Below are 12,526 nucleotides of genomic sequence, written 5' to 3' on the forward strand. Positions count from 1 at the left end.
ACCTATCCCAGCCTGTCTCATTTATCGGGATTGGTGATCATCCAGAGCCATGCTAGCCTTCACTTCCAAGAGTATGGAGAGGGAAACAATGGCGACGATTGCTGACAAAGCGGCGCTTGATACTGGGTCACTCACCGTGGACCCTATGACGCCGGCGATTGGCGCGATCATCCGTGACATTGACCTCGGCTCTTCGGACATCGCCGATCGCGTGCCAGAAATCCGCACAGCCCTGCTCAAATATGGCGTGATCTTCTTCCGCGATCAGGAACTGACGCAGGAGCAACACATTGCCTTTGCACGGCATTTCGGTGAGTTAGAGATCCACCCTGCGACACCCAAAGATCAGCCCAATCCAGAGGTTCTGCGCATTGCCCATGGCCCCAAGAGCCGGGGGCAAGAAAACAATTGGCATTCCGATGTGACTTGGCGCGAACGGCCCTCGCTCGGCTCCATTCTGCTAGCTCGCGAAGTGCCCGATGTCGGCGGCGACACGTGCTTTGGCAATATGCACCTCGCCTATGAGCGGCTCTCAGACCAGATGAAGCGCTTTTGCGAAGGCCTGACAGCGGTGCATGACATCAGCCGCGTTTTCGCCAAGCGGCTCAACAAAGCGCCAGAAGACTTGCACGACAAGTATCCCCCCATGCGTCACCCGGTCATTCGCACTCATCCCGAAACGGGCGAGCGCGTGATTTATGTCAACACAGCCTTCACCTCGCACATTGAAGGCCTGTCGGCTGAGGAAAGCCGCTGGCTCCTAGCCCATCTTTACAAAACGGCGATGGATGTTGAGGTCCAATGCCGCTTCCGCTGGCGTCCGGGCTCAATCGCCTTTTGGGACAACCGTGTGTGCCAACACCTTGCCGTCTCAGACTATTTTCCCGCCCGCCGTGTGATGGAACGAGTCACAATTGCGGGCGATAAACCGTACTTCTCAGCTTAAGGATACTTCCAAAAATGAACTATGATGACGTGGTGCTTGGGCGCCGCTCAATCCGTGGCTATCTCGACAAGCCTGTTCCGCGTGAGCTGATTGAGGAGATCCTGGGCATGGCCATGCGCTCGCCCTCCTCGATGAACACGCAGCCATATCATTTCCATGTGATTACCGGCGAGCCGCTTGACCGTATTCGCAAGGGAAATACGGAGCGCATTCTGGCGGGAGAACCAGACTCCAGAGAGTTTCGCAAAGGCCACCCGTTTCAAGGGGTCCACCGTGACCGGCAGGTCGGCTGCGCGATCCAGCTCTTCGAAGCCATGGGGATCGGCCGAGAAGACAAGGAAAAACGGCAGGACTGGGTGCTGCGCGGCTTTCGTCAGTTCGACGCGCCGGTTTGCGTGATCATCACCTATGACAAGGAATTGTCAGATGCCGATGACACCGTGTTCGATTGCGGCGCAGTCACCACTGCCATGGTCAACGCGGCGTGGTCACGCGGACTTGGCTGCGTCATCAACTCGCAGGGCATCATGCAATCACCTGTCGTGCGCGAACACGCCAGCATTCCAGATGACCAGGTGATTATGAAAGCGGTTGCAATGGGCTGGCCTAACCCCGATTTCCCAGCGAACCCCGTCAAGATAACACGCCGCGAAGTTTCAGAGGCCGCGCGCTTTGTGGGATTTGAGTGACTGGCGAAATCGGCGGTTAGGCGTCAAGAAGCCGCCGGTCGGCTCCCGAGCCAATAGTTGACGTCAAGGCCAGCAATATCGAACGTTCTGTCTGATGAAGCAGCGAACACTCTAAACGCTTACAGCCTTTGCTGAAATCAATGGGGGGTAATCGAAAATGGAGCTTTACGTTCAAAACCTCACGGACAGTCCCAAGCATTTAGGATGCTCGGGACTGTCTTTCTTGGCTAGTTACTCAGCTGCTTCACAACGGCCTCTCCAACTGCATGGGCGCTTGCCGGGTTCTGGCCGGTGATAACGCGCCCATCCTCCACCACGAACACCTGCCAAGGTTGGACCTTGCTGTAGCGGCCGGCAATTCGTGCGATCAATTCTTCCAGCAAGTATGGGACATCATTGATTGTACCAAAATCAATTTCTTCTTCACGCGTAAATGCGGTTACGGATTTGCTTGCCAATAGTTTCTCGCCATTGCTGAGTGTGACTGGAAGCAATCCTGCCGGACCATGGCACACTGCCGAAAGAATGCCGCCGCTTTCATAATGTTTGGCGGCTAGTTTCGCGAAATCATCGTTTGTCGCAAGGTCTGACAATAATCCGAAGCCACCCGGATAATAGATCGCGTCATAGTCCTCTATGTTAACGTCAGAAATGGGAAGGGTGTTAGTAACCTTGGCCTGAAAGCGTTCGTCAGTGAAGATCGCTTCATTGACGGCGTCCCCTTCAATATCGGCGCCATATATCGGAGCTTTCCCGCCCTTGATTGACGCAATATCGTATTCGAACCCCGCCTCTAAAAACACATGCAGAGCATGGGACAGTTCGGGGGCGTAAGTGCCATTGGCTTGGTCGGTTTCACCGAGCGTTGGATGGTTTGTCACTGGGATCAGTACTTTTGGCATCATGTCCTCCATGGGTCAGTGGTGGCATGATAAATAGCCCATTGCTGTGAGGTTGATAATACTCTATATTAGCAAAAGATTATTGCATATGAGCAACAATGACGACGTTTGATGGGATAGTTGAATTCGTTGCCGTAGCAGAAACACAAGGCTTTACTGCGGCTGCTAGGCGGCTGGGTGTTTCAACATCATATGTCAGCCGGAGAATTTCCGATTTGGAAGCCCGATTGGGTGCTGCTTTGATCGCTCGTACGACCCGCCAGGTGCGATTGACCGAAATTGGTACTGCTTACTACGAGCGCTGCCTGGACCTAGTGAACGGTCTGGAAGACGTGAACCACATGGTACGGACTGACCAAGTGGAGATTGGCGGCATTTTGCGAGTGTCGGCTGCGGGAGAGTTTGCCGAGGCCCATATCGCCCCTGCTCTTGCGGAATTTGCAAAACGGCACGGGGATTTGGTGATCGACATTGATTACAATTCGAAAAACGTGAGCTTTGTCGAGGAAGGGTTCGACTTTGCCATCCGATATGGCCGCTTGCAGGACTCAAGCTTGATTGCTCGCAAATTGATAGATCGCACACTTGTTGCCGCGGCAAGCCCAGAATATCTGGCAATTCACGGCGTGCCAGAAATCCCGCAACAGCTAGCGAGCCACAGTTGCCTAACAACGAACAGCAATCGCTGGCTGTTTCGCTCGGATGAAGGTGAGACCGAAATCTCCGTTAGTGGTCGTTGGCGGTCAAACAGCGTTCGCGCGATATTGCACGCCTGCGAGGCTGGGCTCGGCATCGTTTACCTGCCTCGCAAAAGCTACGGGAGCTGTCTTGCGGACGGGACCCTGACGCCGATATTGGAACCTTATTGGTCTGCGTCAGCCAGTTCTTGGATTGTTTACGCCAATCGGAACTTTTTACCCGTGAAGGCACAGCTTGCTATCAATTTTTTGGTGGAGCGGTTTCGATATTGGGAAGAATAGGCGCATTAGGCTATCCTTACGCATCGTCTAGCGTCCGCTTCCACCCCAATTGTGGTCGCTCTGGTCACGCAGGTCCCACGTCAAAAGCAGACGGTAGATCCCCCTACCGCAGGTTCACCACATTGTCCGCAGCAGGGCGCTCGCGGCTGCCGTCATACAGGCTCGCCATTGGCTCATCGGTGACGATAACCTGCTGCGCATCGCCAAAGCCGTTAAAGCCGGTTTTCATCGCTGATCCATAAGCGCCGAGCATGCCGACCTCGATGAAGTCGCCTGCTTGAATATCTTCCGGCAATGCAAAGGGCCCCTGCATATAGTCCGCATCGTCGCAAGTCGGGCCGAAGAAGGCGAAATCCATCTCCGGCTTGATCAGATCATCTTCGAGCGCCCGTACCGGGAAACGCCAGCCAACATGGGCCGCATCATAAAGCGCGCCATACGCGCCATCATTGATGTAAAGCTCGCTCTCGCGGCGTTTCTCCACCTTGACGATCATCGAGGAGTATTCTGCGCAAAGCGCCCTGCCCGGCTCGCACCAAAGCTCTGCGTTATATGCGATCGGCAGCGCCTCAAAATGGCGTTCGATCAGCGCGAAGAAATCCTCCATCGGCGGTGGTTCCATGCCCGGGTAGATGCTCGGGAAACCTCCGCCCACATCGACCATATCGATAACAACGCTAGCCTCAGCGATGGCGGCGCGCGTGCGGTCCAGCGCCTGCACAAAGGCAAACGGGCTCATTGCCTGACTGCCGACATGGAAGCATACGCCGAGCCAGTCGCAATGCTGGCGTGCCTCTTGCAGCAGAGCAGGTGCCTCCAGCAGATCGCAGCCAAATTTCGAGGCGAGCGATAGCTCCGCATATTCACTCGACACACGAATGCGCACGCATAGGCGCAGATCTTGCGCAGGCTCACCCGCCTCATTGCGGCACGCATCGACGATTTTTTCGAGCTCTTCCGCACTATCCAGACTGAACGTCTTGCAGCCATGCGTATGATAGGCCTCGCGGATCGCGCTTGCGGCCTTAACCGGGTGCATAAAGCACAGTTCTGCCTCGGGCAGCGTTTCGCGCACCAGCCGGACCTCAGCTATCGAGGCAACGTCATAATGCGTGATCCCAGCGCCCCAAAGCGCTTGGAGCAGCTCGGGCGATGGGTTCGCCTTCACCGCGTAGAGCGACTTACCCGGAAACTTCTCAACGAAGAAACGAGCAGCGCGCGCGGCGGCGTGCGGACGATTGAGGATAACGGGTTCGTCGGGCCGAAGGGCCTCGACTACAGCCTTAGCGTCAGGAAATGCGTGCAACTCAAGGGACCTCCAGAAGGCTGTTAAACGTTCAGGCCTGCCTTGCGGTTAGGTTCCCGTCCCTTGTTTAAGGGGTGGCAGCGGTTGGCGGGCAATACACATGAAGACGCGAATTTCAAGCAAAAACGCGCTTGGTAAGGCCGTATTCTGAGCTTAACCTAAGCGGTCTCGGAAGTCTGCATATTCAAAGCTCTTTACCAGCTCTAGCGCATCGGTTTCGCTGTCCCAGAGATAGATCGACGGTAGCGGCACGCCGTTAAAGGTGTTGGTTTTGACCATTGAGTAATGCGCTTGATCGAGGAAGGCGAAGCGTTGCCCCGGCTCTGGGGGAACAGGCAAATGATAATCGCCGATCACATCACCCGCGAGGCAGGACGGCCCGCCTAGCCGGATTGCAGGTTTGTCGCGTGATGGTTCCTCGCCCAGCATCGCGGGACGATAGGGCGCTTCCAGCACATCGGGCATATGGCATGTCGCGGAGACGTCGGTGATCCCAAATGGCACCTCATTAAAACCAGTGTCGAGAATGGTCCCGGTCAGAATGCCAGCATCGAGCGCGACCGCCTCGCCCGGCTCCAGATAAATCTCCGCGCCGGTATCTTCCTTGGCGTCCTTGAGAAATTCGATCAGCTCCTCGCGCTGATAATCGGCCCGCGTGATGTGGTGCCCGCCGCCCATATTGATCCATTTAAGCTGGCCAAACCACGGCTCAATCGCGTCAAACACTTTATCCCACGTCGCTTGCAGAGGCTCAAAATCCTGCTCGCACAGATTGTGGAAATGGATGCCTTCCACGCCTTCCATATCCTCTTCGGTGAGCTGATCGATGGGGAAGCCCAGCCGCGATCCGGGCGCACTGGGGTCGTACCGTTCGACCTCGCCCGTGGGCACCATGGGATTGAGCCGGAGGCCAACACTTACGTCCCCGCCCATCAGTTTGGCATTCTCTAGGATCAGACGTGCACGGCCGATTTGCGTCGGTGAATTGAAGATCACATGATCGGAAAGCCGGCAAATCTCTTCCAGCTCATTCGGCTTGTATGCGGGCGAATAGGTGCTGATTTCGCCGTCATAATACTCGCTTGCTAGCCGCGCTTCCCACAGGCCCGATGCGCAGGAACCATCGAGATATTCGCCAATCAGCGGCGCGACCGCATGCATGGAAAAAGCCTTGAGCGCGCACAGCACTTTGATATCAGCCTCATCGCGGATCTCGGCGAGCATCTGACAATTCGCGCGCAGCTTCGCCGCATCGACGACAAACGCCGGGCTTTCAACACGGTTCAGATCGAAATTGGCAAAAGCTCCGGGACCACCAGCTTGTGTTTGCATAGTATCATCCATTTATCCCACGTTTTGCACGGTTCGATAGCCGGTTCTGGACTGCGTGCAAGCAAACGTCATGATAGCCAAGAAGTTATGATCGGGGGAAATGATGTTTCGATACATTGCCGTCATCGGCGCAGCCGTCGTTCTGGCGCTCCAATCCAGCTTTGCCGTCGCACAGGCCCCCATCCCTATACGTGATGGCTATGTGACCGAAGGCTTCAAAGGCTGGGAGAAAGTCGAAAGTAAGACACCTGACGGCAATGGCATGCAATATATGCACAGGCCCCGCGGCGGACCGCACAAAGGCAGCGCAGCCTGGTTCTTTGGCATGATTGGCTCAGACAAGGCGGCGGCCTTCATCGCAGCCGCAAAGGCGGGCGGGATAACCGATGTCAAAATCCTGGCCAGCCATCCGATGCAAAAGGCCAAACTGCTCGATAATCGTGGGTCAGGCGCGGCCTTCATCGCTGAAGGAACGCGGACGGGTAAGGGGCCGTATAAAATGGCCGCGCTCGTGATCCATGGAACGCTCGATAGGTCAGAAGAGCCAGGATTGGGCGTTCATATGTTTGTTGCGCCGCAAGGGATGTATGGCGAGATGGGCGGATGGGTGGTGCCAGCCAGCCTTTTCCTCAATCTTGATCCGTATAAGGAGGTCCGAGATACCCGTGCGCAGGGTGACGCCGCGCCACCACTTCAAGCGCGAAGATTGGCCGGGATCGCCGATATTTGGTCGGAATGGGTGCTCAACGAATATATCCGCATGGCTCAGAGCAATATCACCGCACTATCGAATGCGCGCCAATCCATTGTCTGCGCAGGCGACCCGTCCTGTGTGATTGTACCGGGACCTTAGGCAGAGCCCTCTGAGTGCCCAAAGGAAAGTCTGCCCACTTTGGATTTGTCAGGATCATTTGGCGCAAAGAATAAAGTACATTGCCTCACCTTCGTTGGTTGTCACTGCAACACTTCCACCGGGCAGTATCGCCATGATCATTCTGTCACCGAATTGAGTGGTAAACTCCACCCTTTCCTCGCCTACAACTATATCGCGAACAGGGTAGGTGTGATCGAAACCGCCGACTGTCTTTGAACCGACAAATAGCCATTCACGCGGATTTCCAGAGGCAATATCACAATTGTCTATGGACGTGCTCCAGTGTCCGGCAAAGCGGTCTGGAATCGTCTTCGCGGCACCAAGATGGTCACGGGAAGAGTTCGTCGAAGCACAACTGCTTAGGCAACAGAGGCCCAAAAGCAGTATCGCCGAATTGCTGATTTTCGCCTTCAAAACCCAACCGGCCCATCGAGCTCTTTGACGTTCCACGGCAGGCCATGCCCGTTCAGCATATCCATAAACGGATCGGGGTCCATCTCTTCCATGTTGAAGACGCCGTCTCCGCTCCAAGTGCCGGAGAGCATCAGCGCGCTGCCAATCATCGCAGGGACGCCGGTGGTGTAGCTGACGCCCTGATTGCCGGTCTCTTCAAAGGCCGCCTCGTGTGAGCAGATATTGTTTATGTAGAACGTCTTCTCACCTGATCCATCCAGTGCTTCACCCGTGGCGATTACGCCTATATTGGTGTTGCCGGTGGTGCTTTCGCCCAGCGTTTCCGGCTTGGGCAAGACAGCGGCGAGGAATTGCAGCGGGATGATTTCCTTGCCTTGATACCGGATCGGTTCAATCCCAGTCATGCCGACATTCTGCAGCACGGTGAGGTGCTTGATGTATTCATCGCCAAAGGTCATCCAGAAGCGCGCACGCTCCAGCTCGGGAATGAACTTCGCAAGACTCTCCAGCTCCTCATGATACATCAGATAAGCATTACGCGGGCCAACCGCCTCGAAGTCAAACTCGGTTTTCACCTGCATCGCAGGCGTTTCAACCCACTCACCATTCTCCCAGTGCCGCGCGGGCGCAGTCACTTCTCGAATGTTGATTTCCGGATTGAAATTGGTCGCGAACGCCTGACCATGATCGCCGCCATTGCAATCAAGAATATCGAGCTGGCGGATGGTCTTGAGCTTATGCTTGCGCAGCCACATGGTGAACACGCTGGTTACACCCGGATCAAAGCCAGAGCCGAGCAGCGCCATCAGGCCCGCCTCTTTAAAGCGCTCGTGATAGGCCCATTGCCACTTATATTCGAACTTCGCCTCGTCCTTGGGCTCATAATTGGCAGTGTCGAGATAATGCACGCCCGCCTCGAGACACGCATCCATAATCGGCAAGTCTTGGTATGGCAGCGCGAGATTGACCACGAGACTTGGCTGAACCTTGCGGATCAACTGGACCATCGCGGGCACTTCCTCAGCATCGATCTCGTAGGTCGCGATATCCGCGCCCTCGCGCTGTTTCACGCTCGCGGCGATAGCATCGCATTTCGCGATCGTGCGGCTGGCTAGGTGAATGTCGGTAAAGACATCACTGAGCTGCGCCATCTTGTGAACACAGACCGAACTCACGCCCCCTGCCCCGATCACCAGAACTGTCGACATAATGCAGAACCTTCCAAAACGAATCTTGCACTTCCTCTAGTGGAATGCGCTAGGAGCGACAAATGATCCGAGCACCTACACAAGCGGGCGTGCACGACGCTGCACAGTCTATCGCGCAAATCCTTCCAGCTACGCCACTATTGCCGGTGGAGATTAATGGGACCTCGTGCTGGGTGAAGGCGGAAAACCTGCAACCAATCGGCGCATTCAAAATACGCGGCGGCTGGTGGCGTTTGTCAAATTTATCAGCGGAGGAACGCGCGGGAGGCGTCGTCGCGGTATCGAGCGGCAACCATGCGCAGGGCGTGGCTTGGGCTGCGCGCCGGCTAAACATTAAAGCAACAATTGTGATGCCGCGCGACGCGCCGCAGGTGAAGCTCGATGGGACGCGCGCACTTGGGGCAGAAATCGTGCTGTATGATCGTCCGGGTGAGGATCGCGATGAGGTCGCCGCGAACGTAATCGCGCAGCAAGGCGGAACATTAGTCCATGCCTTTGGCGACCCTTGGGTGATTGAGGGGCAAGGCAGCGCGGGCATAGAAATTGCCGCGCAGCTAGGCCGCCAACCTTCAAGGATTCTCGCATGCTGCGGCGGCGGCGGGCTTGCCGCTGGTCTTTCACTTGCTTGCCCCGACGCAGAGATATACGCGGTCGAGCCCACCGGATGGGACATGGTCGGTCAGGCTTTGGCAAGCGGAGAGATCATTTCAGCCGCGCCCGATGCGCCGGTGACGATCTGCGATGCGCTCCAACCGACAGCAACAAAACAGATCAACTTGGACGTACTCTCTGGGCGCGCCGAACCCGGCGTTGCGGTTAGCGACAAGGAAGTGCGAGCCGCGCAGCGCCTGGCCTTTTCCCAATTGCGGCTCGTGGTTGAGCCGGGAGGCGCGGCTGCGCTCGCCGCGGCGCTCGCCGGTAAAGTACCACTCTATAGCGATACGGTAATCATGATCACGGGCGGAAACACCGACCCATCACAATTCGCGGAGACGATCGCGATGCAATGATCCGTTGCAATTGACAATCAATCGGCCTGCCATCAGAAAACAGAAAGTAAGAGGGGATTTTCATGCAAGCTCAAATGCTCGCGCCGGCTGCCGTATTGGCGCTGTGGTCGATGATTATGCTTTGGTGGATGGCCGGCACACGCTTTCCTGCTTTAGCGAAGGCAGACCGCTCAAAAGCTCCCAAAAAGGACGGCGTACGCGGCCGGGACCTGGAAGGTTGGCTGCCTGAGAAGGTGATGTGGAAAGCGCATAATTACGATCACTTAATGGAGCAGCCAACCGTTTTCTATGCGGCGGTCATCGTATTGGCGATCATGGGACCAGAGGCGCTGGACGTCACTCTCGCTTGGACCTATGTTGCGGTTCGTATCTTGCATTCATTCTGGCAAGCACTCATCAACAAGGTGAATGTTCGCATCATTCTTTTCTCAATATCGAGTATCGCTCTAACCATTCTTGCGATCCGCGCCGTTTCGGCGACACTTTTCTTTGACCCAGGACTAGCACCATCATGACCGCACAGCTTCAAATTCTGCAACCAGTTGTCGCGTTAGCGATATGGACCATGGTGATGTGGCTGTGGATGTACGCAACGCGTATTCCAGCTATGTCAAAGTCGCCCGATATTCCTCCTGCATCCAAGCTAGTGGGAAGTACTGGTGCAAGCTTGCGGGAGAAATTGCCGGAAAACGTTAACTGGAAAGCGGACAATTACAATCACCTGCACGAACAGCCGACCGTATTTTACGCGATCGCAATCGTTCTAGCGATCAGCGGTCATGGCGATGCGAGCCACGCATTCCTCGCATGGATTTATGTTGGCTTGCGGGTGATCCATTCGGTAATTCAAGCGACTGCCAACAAAGTGCTGGTGCGGTTCGTGCTCTACGCATTGTCGAGCATTGTGCTGATCATGCTGATCTTCCACGCGGCAATGGTCGTGTTCGGCAACGTCCAACACTAGGTCTTGGGGCTAGGGAGCACTGCGGCGCCCAAAGGAGCGGTAGTTACTCAGCCGCCTCAAGGTTCTGCTGCGTTTCCAGCGTCGCCAGAAAACGCTCTGCATCGAGCGCAGCCATGCAGCCTGTACCCGCCGCGGTGACCGCCTGACGGTAGACGTGATCCATCACATCACCGCAAGCGAAGACGCCGGGGATGCTGGTCTTGGGTGTGCCCGGCTCAACTTCAAGATATCCGCCGCCATCCATCGGCAGCTTGCCTTTGAACAGCTCAGTCGCTGGCGCGTGGCCAATCGCCACAAACGCGCCGTCAACATCAAGCTGTGACGATTCGCCCGTTTGCGTGTCGGTGAGCGCGAGGTGCGTCAGGCCGCCGTCTTGCGGGTCTCCCTCAAAACTAGCGACAGTCTTGTTCCACAGAACCGTGATTTTGGGGTGGTTAAGCAGCCGCTCTTGCAGGATTTTCTCCGCACGCAGCTCATCACGGCGGTGAATAAGCGTCACATCATCGGAATGGTTGGTGAGGTAAAGCGCCTCTTCAACAGCGGTGTTGCCTCCGCCGATAACCGCGACTTTCTTGCCGCGATAGAAGAAACCGTCGCAGGTCGCGCACGCAGAAACGCCCTTGCCGCCCAGCTCTTGCTCGCCTGGCATGCCCAGCCATTTGGCCTGTGCACCTGTCGCGATCACCAGCGCATCGCCGATATATTCATCGCCGCTATCGCCAATCGCGCGGAATGGAGATCCGTTCTCCAGATCAACCTCGACAATAGTGTCCCACATCATGCGCGTGCCGACATGCTCGGCCTGCGCCTTCATCTCTTCCATCAGCCATGGGCCCTGCACCACGTCGCGAAAACCAGGGTAATTCTCGACGTCGGTGGTGATGGTCAGTTGACCGCCGGGCTGAATGCCCTGAACCACAATCGGCTCCATCATAGCGCGCGCGCCATAAATCGCAGCGGAGTATCCAGCCGGGCCAGAACCGATGATGAGGAGTTTGGTGCGATGCGTTGCCATGGTGTTTGTCTCGTGAGTCTCTAAAATCTGTGTTGTTCGGTATATGGGAAGCCCAGCGCGAAGAGTCACGCCCAAGAAAGGCTCTTAAACCAAGAAGCGCGTCTTGAGCCGTTCACGCATGGCGTCATCCACACCTATCACACTTTCGAGGTAGGCATCGAGGCTGCCATGCTCGTCCTCAACCACTTGCCAATAACGGCTGAGATAATCCTCATGCACCTCCAGCAGAGCGCGAACCGCGTCTTCGTCGAGCGTAATGCCGAGACGTGCCTCTATCCCCGGCACTGACTGATCGCGCAGCACATTGATGGTTGGTGCGGCATTGGTCAGCAGAAACTCGTGCATCTGATCGTCTTTGCTTGCGCCCAGTGCATGCATCAGCATCATCGCCGCGACGCCGGTGCGGTCCTTGCCCGCAAAACAATGGACCAGACTGCCGCCATCGCGCTCATCAAGCGCGCGAAAATATCGCCCGAACATATCAATCATCGCCGGGTTGTGCGGCATGCGGCTGTAAACGGCGGTCATCCGCTGACGCGCATATTCTGCCGTAGTGGTTCCCGGCGCGACGTCCATATGCGGCGGGCTGCTACTGGTTTCGCCATCGAAATAGACGACCTGCGCGTCAAACTCGGGCGCGCGCCGGCAGGCATGCTGTTCGCGCTCGCTATTGCCGCGCAGATCAATGATCGTGCGAACATCCAAAGAGTGAAAGGCCTCCAGATCCGCATCAGTTGCACTGACATGCTGGCCGGATCGGAACAGCAATCCAGTGCGGATGGTACCGCCGCCCGCAACGTTATATCCGCCATAATCGCGGAGATTGTGAATTCCCTCGGTCGGAATAAATGGGTCAGGTTTTTCGGATCGAATCATGAAGCGGACG

13 protein-coding genes are annotated in these 12,526 nt (G+C 56.2%); 7 read left to right on the top strand and 6 right to left on the bottom strand.

What is annotated here, in order from left to right; genetic code table 11:
* The first annotated feature begins 88 nt into the window (after window positions 1–88).
* The gene (locus tag ACFCXQ_RS12680; protein WP_379551125.1) at window positions 89–946 is read left to right on the top strand and encodes a TauD/TfdA dioxygenase family protein; all 858 of its coding nucleotides are present in this window, start codon (window positions 89–91) and stop codon (window positions 944–946) included.
* Between the two features lie 14 nt (window positions 947–960).
* Entirely contained in the window at window positions 961–1,635 is a 675-nt protein-coding gene (locus tag ACFCXQ_RS12685; protein WP_379551127.1) for a nitroreductase, read from the top strand.
* 227 nt (window positions 1,636–1,862) lie between these two features.
* Here ACFCXQ_RS12685 and ACFCXQ_RS12690 read toward each other — a convergent pair whose 3' ends face one another.
* Window positions 1,863–2,549, bottom strand: a complete 687-nt coding sequence (locus tag ACFCXQ_RS12690) for a type 1 glutamine amidotransferase domain-containing protein (RefSeq protein WP_379551129.1) — start codon at window positions 2,547–2,549, stop codon at window positions 1,863–1,865.
* Between the two features lie 86 nt (window positions 2,550–2,635).
* Between ACFCXQ_RS12690 and ACFCXQ_RS12695 the strand changes: the two genes are divergently transcribed.
* On the top strand, window positions 2,636–3,517 hold the full coding sequence (locus ACFCXQ_RS12695) for a LysR family transcriptional regulator (protein WP_379551131.1): 882 nt from the start codon (window positions 2,636–2,638) through the stop codon (window positions 3,515–3,517).
* Window positions 3,518–3,620: 103 nt separating this feature from the next.
* Here ACFCXQ_RS12695 and ACFCXQ_RS12700 read toward each other — a convergent pair whose 3' ends face one another.
* Together ACFCXQ_RS12700 and ACFCXQ_RS12705 are read right to left on the bottom strand one after the other, a co-directional pair.
* On the bottom strand, window positions 3,621–4,823 hold the full coding sequence (locus ACFCXQ_RS12700) for a type III PLP-dependent enzyme (RefSeq protein WP_379551133.1): 1,203 nt from the start codon (window positions 4,821–4,823) through the stop codon (window positions 3,621–3,623).
* A gap of 153 nt (window positions 4,824–4,976) precedes the next feature.
* Window positions 4,977–6,155: a carboxynorspermidine decarboxylase gene (locus ACFCXQ_RS12705; RefSeq protein WP_379554664.1), complete on the bottom strand. Its 1,179-nt coding sequence runs from the start codon at window positions 6,153–6,155 to the stop codon at window positions 4,977–4,979.
* 100 nt (window positions 6,156–6,255) lie between these two features.
* Between ACFCXQ_RS12705 and ACFCXQ_RS12710 the strand changes: the two genes are divergently transcribed.
* The gene (locus ACFCXQ_RS12710) at window positions 6,256–7,008 is read left to right on the top strand and encodes a hypothetical protein (RefSeq protein ID WP_379551135.1); all 753 of its coding nucleotides are present in this window, start codon (window positions 6,256–6,258) and stop codon (window positions 7,006–7,008) included.
* A gap of 431 nt (window positions 7,009–7,439) precedes the next feature.
* Here ACFCXQ_RS12710 and ACFCXQ_RS12715 read toward each other — a convergent pair whose 3' ends face one another.
* Window positions 7,440–8,651 (bottom strand): saccharopine dehydrogenase family protein, encoded by a 1,212-nt coding sequence (locus ACFCXQ_RS12715; protein WP_379551137.1) that lies wholly within the window; start codon window positions 8,649–8,651, stop codon window positions 7,440–7,442.
* A 62-nt stretch (window positions 8,652–8,713) separates the two neighbouring features.
* On the opposite strand from ACFCXQ_RS12715, the gene ACFCXQ_RS12720 reads away from it, so the two are divergent.
* The 3 genes from ACFCXQ_RS12720 to ACFCXQ_RS12730 all read left to right on the top strand — a co-directional run bounded on the left by ACFCXQ_RS12720 (window position 8,714) and on the right by ACFCXQ_RS12730 (window position 10,625).
* Window positions 8,714–9,661: a threonine ammonia-lyase gene (locus tag ACFCXQ_RS12720; protein ID WP_379551138.1), complete on the top strand. Its 948-nt coding sequence runs from the start codon at window positions 8,714–8,716 to the stop codon at window positions 9,659–9,661.
* A 62-nt stretch (window positions 9,662–9,723) separates the two neighbouring features.
* On the top strand, window positions 9,724–10,176 hold the full coding sequence (locus tag ACFCXQ_RS12725; protein WP_379551140.1) for an MAPEG family protein: 453 nt from the start codon (window positions 9,724–9,726) through the stop codon (window positions 10,174–10,176).
* A complete protein-coding gene (locus ACFCXQ_RS12730) occupies window positions 10,173–10,625 on the top strand; it encodes an MAPEG family protein (RefSeq protein ID WP_379551141.1) in 453 nt (150 codons plus the stop codon). The genes ACFCXQ_RS12725 and ACFCXQ_RS12730 overlap by 4 nt, the downstream gene beginning before the upstream one ends.
* 43 nt (window positions 10,626–10,668) lie before the next feature.
* On the opposite strand, the gene trxB is transcribed toward ACFCXQ_RS12730, so the two are convergent.
* Both trxB and ACFCXQ_RS12740 read right to left on the bottom strand, forming a co-directional pair.
* Complete coding sequence (gene trxB, locus ACFCXQ_RS12735) at window positions 10,669–11,640, bottom strand: thioredoxin-disulfide reductase (RefSeq protein WP_379551143.1); 972 nt, start codon at window positions 11,638–11,640, stop codon at window positions 10,669–10,671.
* Between the two features lie 84 nt (window positions 11,641–11,724).
* Window positions 11,725–12,516: a tyrosine-protein phosphatase gene (locus ACFCXQ_RS12740; protein ID WP_379551145.1), complete on the bottom strand. Its 792-nt coding sequence runs from the start codon at window positions 12,514–12,516 to the stop codon at window positions 11,725–11,727.
* Between the last annotated feature and the right edge of the window lie 10 nt (window positions 12,517–12,526).

The organism is Qipengyuania rhodophyticola (genome assembly GCF_042493225.1).
GTDB lineage: Bacteria > Pseudomonadota > Alphaproteobacteria > Sphingomonadales > Sphingomonadaceae > Erythrobacter.

Excerpts from the sequence above, each read along its gene's own strand:
- ACFCXQ_RS12680 (WP_379551125.1), top strand. The coding sequence starts at position 89 with ATGGCGACGATTGCTGACAAAGCGGCGCTTGATACTGGGTCACTCACC.
- ACFCXQ_RS12685 (WP_379551127.1), top strand. The coding sequence starts at position 961 with ATGAACTATGATGACGTGGTGCTTGGGCGCCGCTCAATCCGTGGCTAT.
- ACFCXQ_RS12690 (WP_379551129.1), bottom strand. The coding sequence starts at position 2,549 with ATGGAGGACATGATGCCAAAAGTACTGATCCCAGTGACAAACCATCCA.
- ACFCXQ_RS12695 (WP_379551131.1), top strand. The coding sequence starts at position 2,636 with ATGACGACGTTTGATGGGATAGTTGAATTCGTTGCCGTAGCAGAAACA.
- ACFCXQ_RS12705 (WP_379554664.1), bottom strand. The coding sequence starts at position 6,155 with ATGCAAACACAAGCTGGTGGTCCCGGAGCTTTTGCCAATTTCGATCTG.
- ACFCXQ_RS12710 (WP_379551135.1), top strand. The coding sequence starts at position 6,256 with ATGATGTTTCGATACATTGCCGTCATCGGCGCAGCCGTCGTTCTGGCG.
- ACFCXQ_RS12715 (WP_379551137.1), bottom strand. The coding sequence starts at position 8,651 with ATGTCGACAGTTCTGGTGATCGGGGCAGGGGGCGTGAGTTCGGTCTGT.
- ACFCXQ_RS12720 (WP_379551138.1), top strand. The coding sequence starts at position 8,714 with ATGATCCGAGCACCTACACAAGCGGGCGTGCACGACGCTGCACAGTCT.
- ACFCXQ_RS12725 (WP_379551140.1), top strand. The coding sequence starts at position 9,724 with ATGCAAGCTCAAATGCTCGCGCCGGCTGCCGTATTGGCGCTGTGGTCG.
- ACFCXQ_RS12730 (WP_379551141.1), top strand. The coding sequence starts at position 10,173 with ATGACCGCACAGCTTCAAATTCTGCAACCAGTTGTCGCGTTAGCGATA.
- trxB (WP_379551143.1), bottom strand. The coding sequence starts at position 11,640 with ATGGCAACGCATCGCACCAAACTCCTCATCATCGGTTCTGGCCCGGCT.
- ACFCXQ_RS12740 (WP_379551145.1), bottom strand. The coding sequence starts at position 12,516 with ATGATTCGATCCGAAAAACCTGACCCATTTATTCCGACCGAGGGAATT.